The organism is Streptomyces sp. NBC_00442 (assembly GCF_036014195.1).
In the GTDB taxonomy this organism is placed as follows: Bacteria; Actinomycetota; Actinomycetes; order Streptomycetales; family Streptomycetaceae; genus Streptomyces.
Genome location: NZ_CP107918.1, coordinates 5699687 through 5718116 on the forward strand (window position 1 = coordinate 5699687; position 18430 = coordinate 5718116).

18 protein-coding genes, 1 pseudogene and 1 riboswitch are annotated in these 18430 nt (G+C 71.5%); of the genes and pseudogenes, 6 read left to right on the forward strand and 13 right to left on the reverse strand.

Annotation, left to right across the window (positions count from 1 at the left end):
* Nucleotides 1-131 precede the first annotated feature (131 nt).
* The 5 genes from OG432_RS25535 to glnII all read right to left on the reverse strand — a co-directional run bounded on the left by OG432_RS25535 (nt 132) and on the right by glnII (nt 5574).
* Nucleotides 132-1277 (reverse strand): methyltransferase, encoded by a 1146-nt coding sequence (locus OG432_RS25535; RefSeq protein WP_328315235.1) that lies wholly within the window; start codon nt 1275-1277, stop codon nt 132-134.
* A 100-nt stretch (nt 1278-1377) separates the two neighbouring features.
* Nucleotides 1378-2025: a response regulator transcription factor gene (locus tag OG432_RS25540; protein WP_328313299.1), complete on the reverse strand. Its 648-nt coding sequence runs from the start codon at nt 2023-2025 to the stop codon at nt 1378-1380.
* Entirely contained in the window at nt 2010-3275 is a 1266-nt protein-coding gene (locus tag OG432_RS25545) for a sensor histidine kinase (protein ID WP_328313300.1), read from the reverse strand. The genes OG432_RS25540 and OG432_RS25545 overlap by 16 nt, the downstream gene beginning before the upstream one ends.
* Before the next feature lie 240 nt (nt 3276-3515).
* Entirely contained in the window at nt 3516-4100 is a 585-nt protein-coding gene (locus tag OG432_RS25550; RefSeq protein WP_328313301.1) for a winged helix-turn-helix domain-containing protein, read from the reverse strand.
* A gap of 442 nt (nt 4101-4542) precedes the next feature.
* On the reverse strand, nt 4543-5574 hold the full coding sequence (gene glnII, locus OG432_RS25555; RefSeq protein ID WP_328313302.1) for a glutamine synthetase: 1032 nt from the start codon (nt 5572-5574) through the stop codon (nt 4543-4545).
* A gap of 363 nt (nt 5575-5937) precedes the next feature.
* Between glnII and OG432_RS25560 the strand changes: the two genes are divergently transcribed.
* The gene (locus OG432_RS25560; RefSeq protein ID WP_328313303.1) at nt 5938-6843 is read left to right on the forward strand and encodes a Gfo/Idh/MocA family protein; all 906 of its coding nucleotides are present in this window, start codon (nt 5938-5940) and stop codon (nt 6841-6843) included.
* Between the two features lie 28 nt (nt 6844-6871).
* Here OG432_RS25560 and OG432_RS25565 read toward each other — a convergent pair whose 3' ends face one another.
* Nucleotides 6872-7234: an arsenate reductase family protein gene (locus OG432_RS25565; protein WP_328313304.1), complete on the reverse strand. Its 363-nt coding sequence runs from the start codon at nt 7232-7234 to the stop codon at nt 6872-6874.
* A 118-nt stretch (nt 7235-7352) separates the two neighbouring features.
* Here OG432_RS25565 and OG432_RS25570 point away from each other — a divergent pair, with 118 nt between their 5' ends.
* On the forward strand, nt 7353-7634 hold the full coding sequence (locus OG432_RS25570; protein WP_328313305.1) for a hypothetical protein: 282 nt from the start codon (nt 7353-7355) through the stop codon (nt 7632-7634).
* A gap of 122 nt (nt 7635-7756) precedes the next feature.
* Here OG432_RS25570 and OG432_RS25575 read toward each other — a convergent pair.
* A pseudogene (locus OG432_RS25575) lies at nt 7757-8095 on the reverse strand (ArsR/SmtB family transcription factor); the annotation flags it as partial.
* A 90-nt stretch (nt 8096-8185) separates the two neighbouring features.
* Nucleotides 8186-8388: riboswitch (cobalamin riboswitch) on the forward strand.
* A gap of 29 nt (nt 8389-8417) precedes the next feature.
* Between OG432_RS25575 and OG432_RS25580 the strand changes: the two are divergent.
* Nucleotides 8418-9524, forward strand: a complete 1107-nt coding sequence (locus tag OG432_RS25580) for a HoxN/HupN/NixA family nickel/cobalt transporter (protein ID WP_328315236.1) — start codon at nt 8418-8420, stop codon at nt 9522-9524.
* 37 nt (nt 9525-9561) lie between these two features.
* Here OG432_RS25580 and OG432_RS25585 read toward each other — a convergent pair whose 3' ends face one another.
* Nucleotides 9562-10488: a LysR family transcriptional regulator gene (locus tag OG432_RS25585; RefSeq protein WP_328313306.1), complete on the reverse strand. Its 927-nt coding sequence runs from the start codon at nt 10486-10488 to the stop codon at nt 9562-9564.
* A 220-nt stretch (nt 10489-10708) separates the two neighbouring features.
* Between OG432_RS25585 and OG432_RS25590 the strand changes: the two genes are divergently transcribed.
* Nucleotides 10709-11098 (forward strand): YybH family protein, encoded by a 390-nt coding sequence (locus tag OG432_RS25590; protein ID WP_328313307.1) that lies wholly within the window; start codon nt 10709-10711, stop codon nt 11096-11098.
* Nucleotides 11099-11255: 157 nt separating this feature from the next.
* Nucleotides 11256-12761: an outer membrane protein assembly factor BamB family protein gene (locus OG432_RS25595; RefSeq protein ID WP_328313308.1), complete on the forward strand. Its 1506-nt coding sequence runs from the start codon at nt 11256-11258 to the stop codon at nt 12759-12761.
* A 191-nt stretch (nt 12762-12952) separates the two neighbouring features.
* On the opposite strand, the gene glnA is transcribed toward OG432_RS25595, so the two are convergent.
* Entirely contained in the window at nt 12953-14362 is a 1410-nt protein-coding gene (gene glnA / locus OG432_RS25600) for a type I glutamate--ammonia ligase (RefSeq protein ID WP_328313309.1), read from the reverse strand.
* A 208-nt stretch (nt 14363-14570) separates the two neighbouring features.
* On the opposite strand from glnA, the gene OG432_RS25605 reads away from it, so the two are divergent.
* The gene (locus tag OG432_RS25605) at nt 14571-15038 is read left to right on the forward strand and encodes an RDD family protein (protein ID WP_328313310.1); all 468 of its coding nucleotides are present in this window, start codon (nt 14571-14573) and stop codon (nt 15036-15038) included.
* Nucleotides 15039-15142: 104 nt separating this feature from the next.
* On the opposite strand, the gene OG432_RS25610 is transcribed toward OG432_RS25605, so the two are convergent.
* The 4 genes from OG432_RS25610 to lipB form a co-directional block, all read right to left on the reverse strand.
* Nucleotides 15143-15850 carry a DUF4191 domain-containing protein gene (locus OG432_RS25610; protein ID WP_328313311.1) on the reverse strand — a complete coding sequence of 236 codons (708 nt, stop codon included), beginning with the start codon at nt 15848-15850 and terminating at the stop codon, nt 15143-15145.
* A 19-nt stretch (nt 15851-15869) separates the two neighbouring features.
* Nucleotides 15870-16082, reverse strand: coding sequence for an SCO2195 family GlnR-regulated protein (locus OG432_RS25615; protein WP_053723984.1), 213 nt, complete (start codon nt 16080-16082; stop codon nt 15870-15872).
* A gap of 276 nt (nt 16083-16358) precedes the next feature.
* A complete protein-coding gene (lipA, locus tag OG432_RS25620) occupies nt 16359-17315 on the reverse strand; it encodes a lipoyl synthase (RefSeq protein WP_328313312.1) in 957 nt (318 codons plus the stop codon).
* 132 nt (nt 17316-17447) lie between these two features.
* Nucleotides 17448-18245: a lipoyl(octanoyl) transferase LipB gene (gene lipB / locus OG432_RS25625; RefSeq protein ID WP_328313313.1), complete on the reverse strand. Its 798-nt coding sequence runs from the start codon at nt 18243-18245 to the stop codon at nt 17448-17450.
* Nucleotides 18246-18430: the final 185 nt, after the last annotated feature.

The window sequence follows — 18430 nt, forward strand, 5'->3', positions numbered from 1 at the left end:
GGCGTGGGGCGTTCAACGGTCCAGGAGATTGGGGGGAGTTGAAACACGACAAGGGGGCGACGGATGCGCCCACGCGCCCCGTCGCCCCCTTGTCCTCGTCCGTCCTCGTGCGCCCTTGTCGCTGACAGGCGCTAGCGCTCCCGCTTCACCGCCCGCAGCACCACGAACTTCGGGTCGGACGCCACCAGTTCGCACGCGCCGAACATGCGCTTGAGCTTCTCGTGGTAACCCAGGTGCCGGTTGCCGACGACCCACAGCTCTCCGCCGTCGCGCAGCGCGGTGCGGGCGTCCGCGAACATCCGCGACGACGTGCGGTCCGTCGTCGTCTGGTGGCTGTGGAACGGCGGGTTGTTGAGCACGAGGTCGGCCGTGCCGGGCGGGAACGCGGCGAGCCCGTCACCGAGGTGGAAGTCGGCGCGTCGCACGGGACCCGCGCACATCCGGAAGGTGGCCTCGGCGGAGGCCATCGCCGGATGCGACTCGTCGGCGAAGGTGATGCGCGCCTCGGGGTTGGCGAGTGCCGCCGCCGTGCCGACGATGCCGTTGCCGCAGCCCAGGTCCACCACGTGATCGGGCCCGGTGCGCTCGGGCAGGTGCTGGAGCAGGAAGCGGGTGCCGATGTCGAGGCGGTCGGCGCAGAACACCCCGGCGTGGTTGGTCACCGCGAGCCCGGAGGCGGGGCCGATGCCGAGCTCGAGGGAGTACGTCAGGGGCCAGGGGTTCCTCGGCCTGACGAGCTTCGGATCCGGGGTGGTGAAGATCAGCCGGGCCTTCTTCTCGGCCAGCGACGTCTTCGTCGGGCCCAGGATCCGCTCGAACAGGTTCAGGGTGGAGGTGTGGATCTCCTTCACCATGCCGGTGCCGACGACGACGGTGCCCGCGTGCACCGCCGGGGCGATCCGGTGCAGCTGGTCCTCCAGGAGACCGAGGCTCTTGGGCACCCGCACGAGCAGCACGTCCACGCGCTCGGGCACCTCGTCCCGGGTGGACAGGAGCCGTACGGCATCCGGCGCGAAACCGGCCCGCGTCAGGTTGGCCCGGGTCGCCTCCTGGGCCAGGAACGAGTCGCTGATCTGTACGGGGTGGTGCTCGGCGAGCGCCGTCGTGAGCGCGCCCCAGCGGTCGCCGGTCACGACGACGGTCCCCGAGAGGTCCAGCTCCCCGGTCTCGGCGAGGTGGCGCAGCAGATAGTCGTCGGCGGCGTCCCAGGCCCGCAGCGGGTCGCGGGGGTCTTCGGGGAATCGGGTCAGGTCGTGCTCGCCCCAGGGCGTGATCATGCGGTTCATTGCTTGCCAGGCTAACCCGAAACCACGGGGGCGCCCCGCCGCGGCGGGCACGGCCCCGGCCGGGGCCGTGCGGGACCCCGCACGGGGCGGCTCAGCCGCGGTCGAGGTGGGCGAGCACCGCGAGCACCCGGCGGTTGTCGTCGTCGGAGACCGGCAGGCCCAGCTTCGCGAAGATGTTGGAGGTGTGCTTGGCGATGGCCCGCTCGGTCACCACCAGGCGCTCGGCTATCGCCGCGTTGGAGCGGCCCTGCGCCATCAGCTCCATCACCTCCAGCTCGCGCGGGGTGAGCCTGCCGAGCGGCTCGTCCCGGGCCTTGCGGGAGAGCAGCTGCTGGATCACCTGGGGATCCATCGCGGTGCCGCCGCCCGCCACCCGGCGTACCGCGTCGATGAACTGCTCCGCGTCGAAGACCCGGTCCTTGAGGAGGTAGCCGACCCCGCCGTCGCCGTCCGCGAGGAGCTCGCGCGCGTACAGCTGCTCCACGTGCTGGGACAGGACGAGGACCGGCAGGCCGGGCCGGGCGCGGCGGGCGGCGAGCGCGCACTGGAGCCCCTCGTCGGTGTGTGACGGCGGAAGCCGTACGTCCACGATCGCCACGTCCGGATCGAGCTCGGCGAAGGCCCGGGTCAGTTCGGGACCGCTCTCCACGGCGGCGAGGATCTCGAAGCCGAACGCCTCCAGCATCCTGACCAGGCCGTCGCGGAGCAGGAACAGGTCTTCGGCTAGGACAACACGCAAGGGATCTCCATGTTCACCAACGTGGGACCGCCCGCGGGACTGCTGACGGCCAGGACGCCGTCGAATGTACCGAGCCGCCGCTCGACCCCGCTCAGGCCGCCGCCCGCGCCGGCCCGCGCCCCGCCCCTGCCGTCGTCGCCGACGGAGACGCGCAGCGCGCCCGCCCCGTACGACAGGTCCACCCAGATGCTGTCCGCCGCCGCGTGCTTGACGGCGTTGGTGAGCAGCTCGCTGACCGCGAAGTACGCGGCCGACTCGACGGGCGCCTCGGCGCGGGCCCGCTCCGGCAGGTCCACCGTCACCTCGGTCGGCACCGGCAGGCGCAGCGCCAACGCCCGTACCGCGTCGGCGAGTCCACGCTCGGCGAGGACCGGCGGGTGGATGCCGCGCACCAGGTCGCGCAGCTCGGTCAGGGCCTCTGCCGAGGACGCGCGGGCCAGCGCGAGGAGCTTCTTGGCCTGGGCCGGGTCCTTCTCCACGAGCGCCTCGATGGTGCCCAGGTTCATGCCCATGGCGACCAGACGGGCCTGCGCCCCGTCGTGCAGGTCCCGCTCGATGCGGCGCAGTTCGGCCGCCGAGGTGTCCAGGGCGTCGTGCCGGGTCTCGGTCAGGCGGTCGACCCGCTGCGCCAGCCGGGCCTCGCGCGAGGGGGACAGGAGCGCCCGCGCGAGCTGGAAGTGGCCGCGCAGCAGGGCCGGGTTGACGAACAGGCCGAGCACGAACAGGGCGGTGCCGAGCGCGGCCGCGGCGTACGCGCTCGACTGGCCGGTGATGTGGATGAACAGGAACCAGTCGCCGCCGGCGTCGGCGATCGGCCGCCACACGCCGAGCGCGAGCACCCAGCCGTACGCCACGTACAGGAGCAGGACGGGAGGCAGGATCGCGGTGAAGACCCCGGCCGTCATGTCGACGAGCATCCAGCGCAGGTCGTGCCAGGTCGCCGGGTCCCGCAGGAGCGTGGTGCACCGCTCGATCCGGCCCGCGAGCCCCGGGCGGCCCGGGAGCGGGCGGTAGGCGGACGCAATGCGCACGCCGCTCCAGCGCAGGGCCAGGTCGCGCCGGTGGTCGGCGTGGGCACGCACCCGCTCGATGACCAGGGGCGCGGCGAACACGCCGAAGCCGACGGGTATGAGGCCGATCGAGACGACGGTCAGGGTGAACAGGAGGATCGACCCGGTCATCGAGACGAGCGTCAGCGCGAAACCGCGCACGCCCGCCAGGAGCGCATCGCGTGCCTTGGTCGCATTCATCGTGGTTCCCCGTCTCCCTCAACGCCGGTGGTCCGGCCCTCAGTGTCGCCGGGCACCGCGCCCGCGGTCACTGGGCTTCGCCCCCCGGCCCGGGGGTGGTGCTGGCAACACCCCCTGGCCTCGCATTTTGCCCTGACGGCGTGGCGGCACATGCGGGAGGGCGGGGCGCACATGAGGGGGCGGGGCGCACATGAGGGGGGCGGGGCGCCCGGTGACGCCCCGCCCCCCTCAACTGCCGTGTCAGGGCGTGTACTTGTAGCCCACGCGCCGTACGGTCTGGATGGCCGCGCGGTGCTCGGCGCCCAGCTTGCGGCGCAGCCGGGCCACATGGACGTCCACGGTGCGGCCGTCGCCCACGTGTCCGTACCCCCACACGGTGCTCACCAGCTGGTCGCGGGTGTGCACCCGGTGCGGGTGTGCCACGAGGTGGGCGAGCAGCTCGAACTCCAGGTAGGTGAGGTCGAGTTGCTCGCCGTCCACCTCGGCGGTCCTGCGTACGGTGTCGATCCGCACGCGGGCGTCGCCGCCCGTCGCGGCGGCCTCGACCGGTACCGGTGTCAGCGGCTCGGGCGCCGCGGCGAGCAGCGGGGGCTGCTGGTCGGCCGGGACGAGCACGAGATAGCCGACCATCGGCGGCCGGCCCGGCAGCGCGGGCAGGGTGTGCTGGGGCGCGGGCAGCCAGGTGGCGCCGGGCGGAAGGAAGTCGAGGACCTGTGCGGCGGCCGGCCGGGCCGTCTCGTCGCGGTCCACGGCCCGCAGCCGATGGCGGCCGAGCGGCAGGGGGGCGGGGGCGTCGGGGGCGGGGAGGGTACGGGTGTTCGCCATGAGGGGTCAGCTCTTTCGCGCGGAGAGTCGTCGGCAGGGGACGTACGTCGGTGCGCGCGGGCCGAAGGCCTGGAGAGGATCGAGGCGTTAGAGGGCCGGCGCGTTCGTCGCGCGGCAACACACCCGGTCGAAGTCGTGGTCCTGGCGGGACGGCCAGAACGGTTCGAGGTCGCTGCGACCTGTCACGGAGTTCTGGATGCTGGACATGCGCCCATTCAACCAGACGATCCGCCCCGAGCAGCAGCCCCCTCCCACGGACTGGTACGGATCCCTGGCACAGCGTGACCGGAACCTGCGCCTCCGCGAGGACCGCCCCACGCCGAAGAACGGGTGCGCCGAAGAACGGGAGCGCCGAAGGGCGGGTGCGCCGAAGGGCGGAGGTACGCCACAGGGCGCCCACCGCCGCAGCGGGGACGCCCTGGTGACGACGAGAGGCGGCGGCTCAGACCTGGCCGGCCTTCTCCAGGCTCGTGCAGCAGGTGTCGACGATGAGACGGGTCACCACGTACGGGTCGACGTTGGCGTTGGGGCGGCGGTCCTCGATGTAGCCCTTCTTGTCCACCTCGACCTGCCACGGGATGCGCACCGAGGCGCCGCGGTCCGAGACGCCGTACTTGTACTCGTCCCACGGGGCCGTCTCGTGCAGGCCGGTGAGGCGGTCGTCGATGCCCGCGCCGTAGTTCTTGACGTGGTCCATCGGCTTGGAGCCCTCGCCGAGCGCCTCGCACGCGGTGATGATCGCGTCGTAGCCCTCGCGCATGGCCTTGGTGGAGAAGTTGGTGTGCGCGCCCGCGCCGTTCCAGTCGCCCTTGACCGGCTTCGGGTCGAGGGTGGCCGACACGTCGAAGTCCTCGGCGGTGCGGTAGAGCAGCCAGCGGGCGATCCACAGCTGGTCGGAGACCTCAAGGGGGCCGACCGGGCCGACCTGGAACTCCCACTGGCCCGGCATGACCTCGGCGTTGATGCCGGAGATGCTCAGACCGGCGGCCAGGCAGTGGTCCAGGTGCTTCTCGACGATGTCGCGGCCGAAGATCTCGTCCGATCCGACACCGCAGTAGTAGCCGCCCTGCGCGGCCGGGAAGCCGTTCACGGGGAAACCGAGCGGGCGGGCGCCGTCGAAGAACGTGTACTCCTGCTCGATGCCGAAGATCGCCTCCTGCGCCGTGAACTGCTCGGCCACGGGGCGCAGCAGCGCGCGGGTGTTGGACTCGTGCGGCGTCCCGTCGATGTCGAAGACCTCACACAGGACGAGGATGTTCTCACCGCCACGGATGGGGTCCGGGCAGGAGAAGACGGGCTTCAGGACCCGGTCCGACGCGTGCCCCTCGGCCTGGTTCGTGCTGGACCCGTCGAAGCCCCACAGCGGCAGCTCGGAGACGCCGGCCGGCGAACCGCCCATGATCTTCGTCTTGGAGCGGAGCTTGGCGGTCGGCTCGGTGCCGTCGATCCAGATGTACTCGGCCTTGAACGTCACGGAAGCCATCCTTTGCGGGAGCTGCGGGGTGTCGGCGCGCTGCCACGCTGCGGCGCTGCTGTACGCCCGGCAGACTCACACCTCGAAATTTCCCGCCCGTTGCCCGTTTGTGAACCCGGTGTTACCTGGGGGCCTCCGGAACCATGAAACGGCCCATGCCTCTGCGGTTCCTCCGAGAGCGGCCCCCGGCCCCTCGGCGGTTCGTCCCAAGAGGCGTCGGGAAAGGGCCGTTCACCCCGGCCCTGCCCCGCCCCGCCGCGACATGGTCCCGTTCGTATACCGCGAACCGTGGCGCGTCGTACGGACGCACGGGCCGTGGCCGTCCCTCGTGGCCCGGATGCCGCTCGGGGCAGACTGGTCCGCATGAACCAGATCGCCGGAACCCCCCGCATCGGCCTCCTCGGCACCGGCCCCTGGGCCGTCGCCACCCACGCACCGGCGCTCGCCGCACACCCCGGCGTCGACTTCGCCGGCGTGTGGGGGCGCCGGCCGGAGGCCGCGGCCGCCGTCGCGCGCGAGCACGGGGTGGCGGTGTACGAGGACCCGGACGCGCTGTTCGCGGACTGCGACGCCGTCGCGTTCGCGCTGCCGCCGGACGTGCAGGCGCCGCTCGCGGTCAGGGCCGCAGCGGCCGGCTGTCATCTGCTCCTGGACAAGCCGGTCGCCACCGACGTGGCCGGCGCCCGCGCGGTGGCGGACGCGGCCGAGCGGGCCCAGGTCGCCTCCGTCGTGTTCTTCACGCTGCGCTTCGCGAAGGAGACCGCGGCCTGGGTGGCCCAACAGGCCGACACGCCGGGGTGGTTCACCGGGCGCGCCCGGTGGTACGGGTCCCTGTTCACGCCGGGCGCCGAGCGCAGCCCGTACGCCGCCTCGCCCTGGCGGGGTGAGAAGGGCGCGCTCTGGGACGTCGGTCCGCACGCCCTTGCCGTGCTCGCCGGGGTGCTCGGCGAGGTGACCGCCCTGACGGCGGCGGCCGGGCCCGGCGACACCGCGCATCTGATCCTGCGGCACGCCTCGGGCACCTCCAGCACCGCCGACCTCAGCTTCACCGCGCCGCCGGCCGCCGCGGGCGTCGAGGTGGAGCTGCTCGGCGAGGGCGGCGCCGCGAGGATGCCGGAGTGGGGTGGTGCGCTCGACGCGTTCGGCGCCGCGATCGACGCCCTCCTCGAAGCCGCCCGCTCCGGAGCGCCGCACCCGTGCGACGCCCGGTTCGGGGCGCGGATCACCGAGCTGCTCGCCGACGCCGAGGCCCAGCTCGGCCGGGTTTGACGACGGGCCGACTGCCGTGTGGGACAGGCTACTTGCGCGTCAGCGCGTCCCGTACGGCGTCGTCGGTGCGGCCCACCACGGCCGTGCCGTCGTCCGCCGTGATGATCGGGCGCTGGATCAGCTTGGGGTGCTCGGCGAGCGCCGTCACCCAGCGCTCGCGGGCATCCGCGTCTCGCGGCCAGTCCTTCAGGCCGAGTTCCTTGGCGGCGGCCTCCTGGGTGCGCGTGATGTCCCAGGGTTCGAGACCGAGCCGGCCGAGGACGGCCCGGATCTCCTCGGGGGAGGGCACGTCTTCGAGGTAGCGGCGCACCGTGTAGTCGGCGCCCTCCGCGTCCAGCAGACTCACCGCGCTGCGGCACTTCGAACAGGCCGGGTTGATCCAGATCTCCATGCCCGCCAGGCTACCCGCGACGCCGCATCAAAGCCCGGCTGGCCAGGGGCGATTGTCAGTGGTCCCCAGTAAAATCGAGGCAGTAAGTGAGGGTTCCCGACCGCCCAGGAGGATGCCCATGACCGCTGCCGTACTGACCTCGCACGCCCCGAAACAGCTGTCCCTCCAGCCCCTCCGCAAGGTGCCGCTGCCCGCCGGGCGTCCGCGTGTGTGGTACGAGTCCCACAACCGGCGTCTGAAGGCCATGCGCCTGGCCATCGCCCTGCTCGACACCGGGGTGTACCGGCCCGAGCAGGCACCCGACCGCACCATACGTACCGTGGCCGCGCTCATCGGCGTACACCAGCCGTCGGAGGCGACCTGCCGGATGGTGCGCGCGCTGATCTACGACGGCCGCTGATCCGTGAAATCGCCCGGCCCCGCTCATGCCGTCGAGGCGTGGCCGGGGTCGGGCCCCGACGTCGTCACCGCGGGCCGGTCCGCGGGCCGGCCCGCATGCCGGTCCGCGTACTGGCCCGCGTACTGGTCGAGGAGGCGTGCGGTCGCCTCGTCCACCAGCCGGTAGCGCACCACCCGTCCCTCCTTCTCCCCAGCGACCGTCCCGGCGGCCCGCAGCAGCCGCAGGGCCTGCGAGACGGCCGGGTCGCGCATGCCCGTCGCCACCGCCAGGTCGGAGACGGCGAGCGGCCCGGTCCGGTGCAGGGCTATCAGCAGCGCGAGCCGATTGGGGTCGGCGAGCAGGGAGAACCGCTCGGCCCAGTCGCGTACGCGCTCGGGGTCGCCGATCGCGGCGATGGCGTCGCAGACCCGGTGGCCGTCGATGATGCGGTGGCCGGCGCGCTCGGCGGGGACGAGATGCATGCCCGCATCTTCGCAGGAGTGGGCCGGAGCGCTCCGTGTGATCTTCGATACCTGCACAGCTGTGCAGCTGTGCGGGCAACTGCGCAGCGTCTAGGGTGACCTGGCCGTGGTGTTCGGGAAGCCGGTGCGAAACCGGAGCGGCCCTCGCCACTGTGATCGGGCTCCCCGTCAAGCCTTTCCGGGGAGCGGCCGTTCCCCTGCGACGCCACTGGCCAGGATCCACCTGGCTGGGAAGGCCGGGGCGGCCGCATCCGCCCGTCAGCCAGGAGACCGGCCGCGGCATCTCACGAAGTGATCCACGAGGTGCTGGAGCGTGACCCTTATGACCCTGTCCACCCGCACGCCTTCCGAGGCGGGCTCCGCCACGCCGACGTTCCGCTGGCGCCGCGAGGACACCGTCCGTACCGGTGCCCTGCTCGCGGTCATAGCCGCCCTGCATGTCGTCGCCTTCGGCATCCTGTTCCTGCTGGTGGCCCCCGCCCACTACGCCGTCGGCACCAAGACGTACGGCATCGGCCTCGGCGTCACCGCCTACACGCTCGGCATGCGGCACGCCTTCGACGCCGACCACATCGCCGCCATCGACAACACCACCCGCAAGCTGATGGCCGACGGCAAGCGCCCGGTCTCCGTGGGCTTCTGGTTCGCGCTCGGCCACTCCAGCGTCGTCGTCGTCATGGCGGGCCTGGTGGCGGGCGGCGCCCACCTCGCGGGCACCCTCATGAACGAGGACTCCAGCACCCACCAGGTCCTCGGTGTCGTCGGCACCACCGCCTCCGGCGGGTTCCTCTACCTCATCGCCGCGCTCAACCTCGTTGCCCTGTTCGGCATTTTGAAGGTGTTCCGCGCGATGCGGGCGGGCGCGTACGACGAGAAGGAACTCGAAGCCCACCTGGACTCGCGGGGGTTCATGAACCGCATCCTGGGCCGCTTCACCAAGTCCATATCCCGGCCGGGCCAGATGTTCCCGCTGGGCTTCCTCTTCGGCCTCGGCTTCGACACCGCCACCGAGGTCACCCTGATGGTGATGGCCGGCACGGGCGCCGCGGCCGGGCTGCCCTGGTACGCCATCCTGTGCCTGCCGCTGCTGTTCGCCGCCGGCATGAGCCTGTTCGACACCCTCGACGGCACGTTCATGAACTTCGCCTACCAGTGGGCGTTCTCCAACCCCGTGCGCAAGGTCTACTACAACCTCACCATCACGGGCCTCTCGATCGCGGTGGCCTTCTTCATCGGCACCATCGAACTGGTCGGGGTCATGCACGAGAAGTTCGACCTCACCGACCCGGTCAGCGGCTGGATCGCCGACCTCGACCTGGACAACGTCGGCTTCGTCATCGTCGGCCTGTTCGTCGTGGTGTGGGCGGCGGCCCTGGCGTACTGGCGGCTGGGCAAGGTGGAGCAGAAGTGGGCGGCTTCGGGGGTGTGAGGCGTCCGTGGGCAGGGCGGGGGTGCCGGGCCCGCTCTCAGCGGCCCTCTCCCGCCGGGCCCGCCCCAACTCCCGCCGCCGGCCCGGCCATGCCGAACGCCCGCCGTCCGTACGCGAGCAACTCCCGTACCGCAGGGCCCTCGTTGGGCTTCCACACGAGGGAGAGGAAGGCAGGCGCGTCGACGTCGTCGATGGCACGGGCGGTGAGCAGGTCGCGGTAGTGCGCGGCCATCGAGTCGCTGAGCACGGCGACACCGAGGCCGCGTGCCGCGAGGCCGGCGATGGCGTCGGCGGCGCTCGCCTGAAGCGCGATCACGGGCTGGACGCCGCGCGCCGCGCAGGCCCGGTCGAAGACCGTACGCAGCCCCGTACCCGGCGGCATGCACACGATCGGGTACGCGCTCAGATCGCTCAGGGCGACCCGGCGCCGCTTCGCCAGCGGATGGCCGGCCGGGACCGCCGCGACCAGCCCCTCCTCGATGATCGTCAGCGAGTCGAGGCCGTCGTGGGCGGCGGTCGACGTCCCGATGAGGGCGAGATCGAGGGTCCCGGCGCGAACCCCGTCGACCAACCGGCCGGAGTTGTCCTCGAGGAGTGAGATCTCCACGCCGGGGTGGGCCCGGTGGAAGGCGGCGAGAGCGTCGAACAGCGGCGTGATGGTGCAGCCGATGACCATCCCGATGCTCAGCCGGCCCCGGATCAGGCCGGTGACCTCGTCCACCGACTGACCGACCGCCGCGGCGGCCAGGAGTGCGGCGCGGGCGTGGTCGAGCGCGGCCCGCCCCGCGGCGGTGAGGGTGGCAGCGCGGGCCGACCGGTCGAACAGCTCGGCACCGAGCTCCCGTTCCAGCTGGCGGATCTGCGCGCTGACGCCGGACTGGCTGATGTGCACCCGCTCGGCGGCCCGCGTGAAGTTCCGCTCCTCGGCGACCGCGACGAAGTATTCGAGCTGTCTCAGATCCATGACTGTGGATTCTACTTCCGATCAGTTCCATCTGTTGGACTTCTGATCGGGACGGGATCAGGCTGGGCAGTGCCGGAACACGAACGAGGGCGAACATGACCGCGGACGTGACCGCCACCGCCACCGTGGACGTGACCGGGAACGTGACCGCTCCGCAACCACAACCGCACGCCCGCAACCCCGACCGCACGCCCGCAACCCCGACCGCCAGGAGGAACCCATGCCGGAGTACACGCCGGAGCACACGCCGGAGTACGAGAAGGCCCTGCGGCCCGAGGACATCACCCGCCTGTTCGTCGAGCGCTCCAACGCCGGTGACGCCGCCGGGGTCGCCGCCCTCTACGAGGAGGACGCGGTCCTCGCCTACCCGCCGGGCAGCCGGACGGAGGGCCGCGAGGCGATCCGTGAGCTGTGGGCGAAGGTCCTCGCCAACCGTCCCCACTTCGAGCAGGAGCAGCCGCTGCCGACGCTGGTCAGCGGCGACATCGCCCTGACGTCGACGCCGCCGAAGGACGGTACGGGCGCCCGCGCCCAGGTGGTCCGCCGCCAGCCCGACGGCAGCTGGCTCCGCGTCCTGGACCAGCCGGAGTTCGTCCCGCCGGAGGGGTGAGCGGGGGCCCGCCGGCCCCACCCGCCAGGCCGGCGTCCGGGCCGTGCATCCGAGCTGCGGCAGGCGCGCCGGGCGGGGTGCGGTGGGGCCGGGTTAAGATCAACTGCCGTATCTCCGGGGGGAGGCACGGCAGTTGACGCCTGGGGGGGGCGATGTGATGAAGGACAACAGGCCTGCGCGCAGAACAGCGGGAGCGGTGTGGCGGGGGGCTCTGCTCGTCGTCGCGTCCGGGATGGTCATCGGGTTCGCGGTGGCCTTCCACTGGTTGGGCTGGACGTCGATGCCCGGCAACTCGTGCGGCGGCCGGTACGGCGCCTGCCCCGACGGGACCACCCCCACCATCCTGCTCGCGTTCCTGTGCACCTTCGCGGCACTGCCCCTCGTCAGCTGGCGCGTCGAGAGACTGACCAGGATCCGGCCCGGCAAGGCTCTGCCCGCCGTGCTCCTGGTGACGGGCACCGTCCTCGCTCTGTGGCCGGGGTGGCAGGCGTATGTCTGGATGCGCGAACCCGTCCTCGACCGTGCCTGGGACACGCCGCTCGACCGGCCGAACACCGTCAGGGGTGTGGGGAACTGGACCCTTGACGGGGCCGTCGTCCGGGTCCACACCACCGGGCTGAACAGCTACGACCTCGCCGACGGACGTCGGCGCTGGAGCATGGACGCCCCCGCGCGCGGATCGGCCTGCGCGATGAGCGACACCGTCGTCGACGGCACCGGCGTGATCGCCTTCGGCCGCGCGGGCCAGGCGTGCGACACGGTCTGGGGTGTGGACACCGCGAGCGGCCGCAAGCTCTGGGAGCAGAAGATCAGCGGCGATGCCGAGTTCGGGCCGGTCACCGACGGCAGGGTGGCCGCGGACACCGGCACCGCCGTCGCCCTGGAAGACACCGCCGTACGGGGCTTCGCCCTGCGCACCGGCGTCCCGCGCTGGTCACTGGCGCTCGACAAGGGCTGCACGCCGGTCCTCGTCTCCGCCGCGGCAGGCCGTACCCGCGTGGTCGTCCAGTGCATGACCGGCTCCGCCTTCAGCTCACTGAATCTGGTGTCGCTCGACACCGCGACCGGCACGCACGTACGCCGCACCGCGCTGCCGGCCGAGAGCCGCTGGGTGACGATCATGGCCGTGTCGGCGCGGCCGTTCGCGCTCTGGGTCAAGGAGAAGGACGACCGGGGAATCAACGCGGTGCTGGCCTTCGACGACCAGGACCGTCCGCGCGGATCGGTGGCGGTCTCGGGGCACGAGGAGGATCTGCGCATGCCCCCGGACATCATGCGGGGCTTCGCCGCGCGGCCCGCACTCCGTGCCGTGGTCGTCGGGGACGTGCTGGTGACGGCCGTGGCGAAGCCGGGGGATACCGTCCCCGACGGGGTGTCCGGATACGCGCTCGGCAGCGGACGACGGCTGTGGCACACCGGCGCGAGCGGGGCGGTCACGGCCCTCGCGCCACTGCCCGGAAACCGGCTCGCCGTCCTCGCGGGCGGCCGCATCGGGTCCCTCGACCCCCGCACCGGCCACCTCACCGAAGGCCCGCTGATCCGCGAGGGCATCGACGAGGTGGCCGAAGCCGCGCAACTCGTCCCCGGCCGCAACGCCGACTGGCTCCTGGTGAACCCCGATGGCACCGGCCCCACCCCACCCCTCCTCAAGGTCGCCCCCTGACGCTCGGACGTCGTCTCGGGGGCGGGGGATGGTGGCCCGGCGGGCAACCTCGTCGGTGAGGGCCGACGCCCTGCCGCTCGCCGCGCCGGCCGCCTGGCCGGCGCAGGCACGCCACCGGCCGGCGACGGAAGCGGCGAGCCCCGCCGCCCTGGAGGGGGCAGCGGGGCTCGGGGTGGCGCGGGGCCGGGGGCCTAGAGGTCGAAGTACAGCTCGAACTCGTGCGGGTGCGGGCGGAGCTGGATCGGGGCGATCTCGTGGGTGCGCTTGTAGTCGATCCACGTCTCGATCAGGTCGGAGGTGAAGACACCGCCGGCCTGGAGGTACTCGTTGTCCGCCTCAAGCGCGTCCAGGACGGCCGGGAGCGAGGTCGGGACCTGCTGGACGTTGGCGTGCTCCTCGGGAGCCAGCTCGTAGAGGTCCTTGTCGATCGGCTCGGCCGGCTCGATCTTGTTCTTGATGCCGTCCAGGCCCGCGAGCAGCAGCGCGGAGAACGCGAGGTACGGGTTCGACGACGGGTCCGGGGCGCGGAACTCGACGCGCTTGGCCTTCGGGTTGGAGCCCGTGATCGGGATGCGCATCGCGGCGGAGCGGTTGCGCTGCGAGTACACCATGTTGACCGGGGCCTCGAAGCCGGGGACCAGGCGGTGGTAGGAGTTCACCGTCGGGTTGGTGAAGGCGAGCAGCGACGGGGCGTGCTTGAGGATGCCGCCGATGTAGTAGCGCGCCATGTCCGAGAGGCCCGCGTAGCCCTGCTCGTCGTAGAACAGCGGGTCGCCGCCGGACCACAGGGACTGGTGGACGTGCATGCCCGAGCCGTTGTCGCCGAAGATCGGCTTCGGCATGAAGGTCGCGGTCTTGCCGTTGCGCCACGCGACGTTCTTCACGATGTACTTGAAGAGCATCAGGTCGTCGGCCGCGGCGAGCAGCGTGTTGAACTTGTAGTTGATCTCGGCCTGGCCGGCGGTGCCGACCTCGTGGTGCTGGCGCTCGACCTGGAGGCCGGAGTTCTCCAGCTCCAGGGAGATCTCGGCACGCAGGTCGGCGAAGTGGTCGACCGGCGGGGCCGGGAAGTAGCCGCCCTTGTAGCGGACCTTGTAGCCGCGGTTGTTCTCCTCGGACCCGGTGTTCCAGGCGCCGGCCTCGGAGTCGATGTGGTAGAAGGACTGGTTCGCGGACGTCTCGAACCGTACCGAGTCGAAGACGTAGAACTCGGCCTCGGGGCCGAAGTACGCGGTGTCCGCGATGCCGGTGGAGGCGAGGTAGGCCTCGGCCTTCTTGGCGATGTTGCGCGGGTCGCGGCTGTACTGCTCACCCGTGATCGGGTCATGGATGAAGAAGTTGATGTTGACCGTCTTGTCCCGCCGGAACGGGTCGACGCGCGCCGTCGACAGGTCCGCGCGGAGCGCCATGTCGGACTCGTGGATGGCCTGGAAGCCGCGGATCGACGAACCGTCGAAGGCGAGCTCCTCGGTGGGGTCGAACGCCTTCGCGGGGATCGTGAAGTGCTGCATCACGCCCGGCAGGTCGCAGAACCGGACGTCGACGAACTTCACGTCGTTGTCCGCGATGAACTTCTTCGCGTCGTCGGCGTTCTGGAACATCCAACTCCTCCTACTCCCACCCGGGAGGGGCGGGGTTGCAGCTCGGTCGTGCGGCCAGTGCGGTGGCACACGCTGGACCCGACCATAGGCAGACGGGATTTCTCCGGCGTGACCCGTTTGTTTCACCCAAGTTAACCGGCCTGGTGGTGAACGTGCCAAGGCCGACCCGGGCCGAAGTGATCGAAAACGGGCACAGTACCGTGGGACCGTGGACAACAGGCAAGCAATGGGATCGTGGCTCTCGGGGCCCCGCGCGGCCGCCGAAGACATGGGTGTCGACTTCGGCTACCGGGGCGAACGGCTCGGTCTGCCCAAGGACGGGCCCGGCTCGGTGGCCCCGCTCGGCCGCCGCTTCGGCGCCATCTTCATCGACTGGGCCCTGTGCGCCCTGATCGCCTACCAGCTGATCGCCCACGGCAATACGCACGCCGCGAACAACTGGGCGCTCCTCGTCTTCCTCGTGCTCGGCGTGCTGACGGTGGGAACCGTCGGCTTCACCCCCGGCAAGCGGCTGCTCGGCCTGCGCGTGGTCGCCGAGGAGGGTGGCCGGCTCGGAATCGTCCGGGTCGTCGTCCGCACCGTGCTGCTGTGCCTGGCGATCCCCGCGCTGATCTGGGACCGCGACGGCCGCGGCCTGCACGACCGCCTCGCCCGCGCGGTGCAGGTCAGGATCTGACCCGGATCCCTCCCGAACCTGCCCGGCACACGGAAAGGCGGCCCGGACCATCTCGGTCCGGGCCGCCTTCGTATGCGTGCGTTATGCGTACGAGGTGAGGGGGGTCAGCGCGTCTTTCCGCCGCGCGGCATCCGCATGCCCTTGGGCATCGGACCCTTCGGCAGCGGCATGTTGCTCATCAGGTCGCCCATGGCGCGCAGCCGGTCGTTGGCCGCGGTGACCTGCGGGCCGGACAGGACGCGGGGGAGCTTCAGGAGCGTGGTGCGCACCTTCTTCAGCGGCACCTGGCCCTCGCCGTCGCCGACGATCACGTCGTGGACGGGAACGTCCACCACGATGCGGGCCATCTTCTTCTTCTCGGCGGCCAGCAGGGACTTCACCCGGTTCGGGTTGCCCTCGGCCACGAGGACGACGCCGGCCCGGCCGACGGCCCGGTGGACGACGTCCTGGCTGCGGTTCATCGCCACCGCCGGGGTGGTGGTCCAGCCGCGCCCGATGTTCTGGAGCACGGCGGCGGCCGCACCCGGCTGGCCCTCCATCTGGCCGAAGGCCGCCCGCTCGGCTCGCCGTCCGAAGACGATCGCCATCGCGAGCACGGCCACAAGGAGGCCGAGAATGCCCAGGTAGATCGGGTGCCCGAGCAGGAAACCGATCGCGAGGAAGACGCCGATGACGACGATTCCCACGCCAGCGATGACAAGCCCGATCTTGGAATCGGCCTTGCGGGTCATCTTGTAGGTCAGGGCGATCTGCTTCAGTCGCCCCGCATTCGCATCGTTCGCAGCGCTCTCTGCGGTTGCCTTCCTCGCCATAGCAGGAAGTTTACGTGGCCTAGGAGCGACGGGTGGCCACGGCCTCCAGTACGTGCTGCGCCTCGACCCGGTCCTTGGCCCGGCGCCGGTCCTCGAGGACGGCGGTCCAGGCGTTGCGTCGGGCGGTGCGCTGGCCGGAACCCATGATCAGCGACTCCATGGCGCGCAGCGCGCCGGTGACGGACGGAAGCGTGGTGGCTCGCACGGTCTGCGGAGCGGTAGCGGCCTGCATCGTCGAGGTCCCCCCTCGGGACGGGATCGGGAACGGATTCGGAAACGGGCGAACGGGCGTGGGGGCATGCGCGGTGCGTAAAGCCATCGTCACTGATGGGTGTTACCAGGGCGTGTCCGAGCGGTCAAACCCCAATGAAACCTTGACGCGGGCGTGAAAAACGCCAACGCGGCCCGTACCCGCGCCCCGACCTGCGGGGACGGTACGAGCCGCGTCGTCGAGGCCATTACCGATCAGTAGCCGCTTGTGAGCGGCTTCACGCGCACTGCGCCCCGGTCAGGCGGTGGCGGCGGCGCTCCGGGCTTCCATCGCCTGCTGGTACAGGCGGCCGGCCCGGTAGGAGGAGCGGACCAGCGGGCCCGACATCACACCGGAGAAGCCGATCTCGTCGGCCTCCTCCTTCAGCTCCACGAACTCCTGCGGCTTCACCCAGCGCTCGACCGGGTGGTGCCGCACGGAGGGGCGCAGGTACTGCGTGATCGTGATGAGTTCGCAACCCGCGTCGTGCAGGTGCTGGAGCGCCTCGCTGACCTCCTCGCGGGTCTCGCCCATGCCGAGGATCAGGTTGGACTTGGTGATCAGGCCGTAGTCGCGGGCCTTGGTGATCACGTCGAGGGAGCGCTCGTAACGGAAGCCGGGGCGGATCCGCTTGAAGATCCGCGGCACGGTCTCGACGTTGTGCGCGAAGACCTCGGGGCGGGAGGAGAAGACCTCTTCCAGCTGCTCGGGGACCGCGTTGAAGTCGGGGGCCAGGAGCTCGACCTTGGTGCGGCCCTCGCCGCGCCCGGCGGTCTGCGCGTGGATCTGGCGCACCGTCTCCGCGTACAGCCAGGCGCCGCCGTCGGCCAGGTCGTCGCGGGCGACGCCGGTGATGGTGGCGTAGTTCAGGTCCATTGTGACGACGGACTCGCCGACGCGGCGGGGCTCGTCGCGGTCCAGCGCCTCGGGCTTGCCCGTGTCGATCTGGCAGAAGTCGCAGCGCCGGGTGCACTGGTCGCCGCCGATGAGGAAGGTCGCCTCGCGGTCCTCCCAGCACTCGAAGATGTTGGGACAGCCCGCCTCCTGGCAGACCGTGTGCAGCCCTTCGCTCTTCACCAGCTTCTGCAGCTGGTTGTACTCGGGGCCCATCTTCGCCCGGGTCTTGATCCACTCGGGCTTGCGCTCGATGGGGGTCTGGCTGTTCCGGACCTCCAGGCGCAGCATCTTGCGTCCGTCGGGTGCGACTGCGGACACGTCCGGCTCCCTGTGACTTCGATTCTTCGGCGGACCCTAGGGTACGCCCGTTGATTGAACGGCTGAGGTGCGGCCCACTGCCGTGGGGGCAACCCGCGCGGGCGCGCGGGCATTCCCCCCGCCGCCGGGTGGTCAGGCGGACGCGCGCTCGATCTCGCGAGGGGCCAGCTCCGCGTGCTCAAGGATGTCCTTGAGGTGGCGCTCCACCACGGGGAGCACCTCCTCGATCGTGACCTCGCGGCCCAGCTCGTACGAGAGCGACGTCACACCCGCGTCACGGATCCCGCAGGGCACGATCCGGTCGAACCAGGTGTTGTCCGGATTCACGTTGAACGAGAAGCCGTGCATCGTGACGCCCTTGGCGACGCGGATGCCGATCGCGGCCAGCTTGCGGTCCTCGCGGCGCTGGCCGGCGTTGGAGGGCGCGTACTCGGGGCCGTTGAGGCGGGCGTCGAACTCGTCGTCGCCCAGGCGCGGATCGAAGTCGAGGGACAGACCGCCGAGCTTGGGGCGCTGCTCCACCGGGTCGCCGAGCACCCACACCCCGCTGCGGCCCTCGATCCGGGTGGTCGCGAGGCCGAAATCGGCGGCGGTGCGGATCAGGGCCTCTTCGAGGCGGCGTACGTGCGCGACGACGTCGACGGGGCGGGGCAGTTTCTGGATCGGGTAGCCGACGAGCTGGCCGGGACCGTGCCAGGTGATCTTGCCGCCGCGGTCGACGTCGATGACCGGAGTGCCGTCGAGGGGGCGCTCGCTGGCCTCGGTGCGCCGGCCCGCCGTGTAGACCGGCTGGTGCTCAAGGAGCAGACAGGTGTCGGTGATCTCGTCGGCGAACCGGGCCGCGTGCACCCGGCGCTGCTCGTCCCAGGCCTCCTGGTACTCGACCGCGTCCTCGCCGAAACCCAGCCGGACAAATCGCAGCTCGTTCACGCCAGCTCCCCTGTCGAACCTCGTCGAACCTCTTGGACCGAACCTCTTGGATCCCCGTGGATGCGACCGGTGCGCGTCCTCATTCACTGTACGACCGTGTTCGACACCCCTCGCACGCCCCCTGGAGCCGGCAGAAACGGCACGTCACCACACGATCGGATGAATGCGGGGCGAAGGCGGCGGCA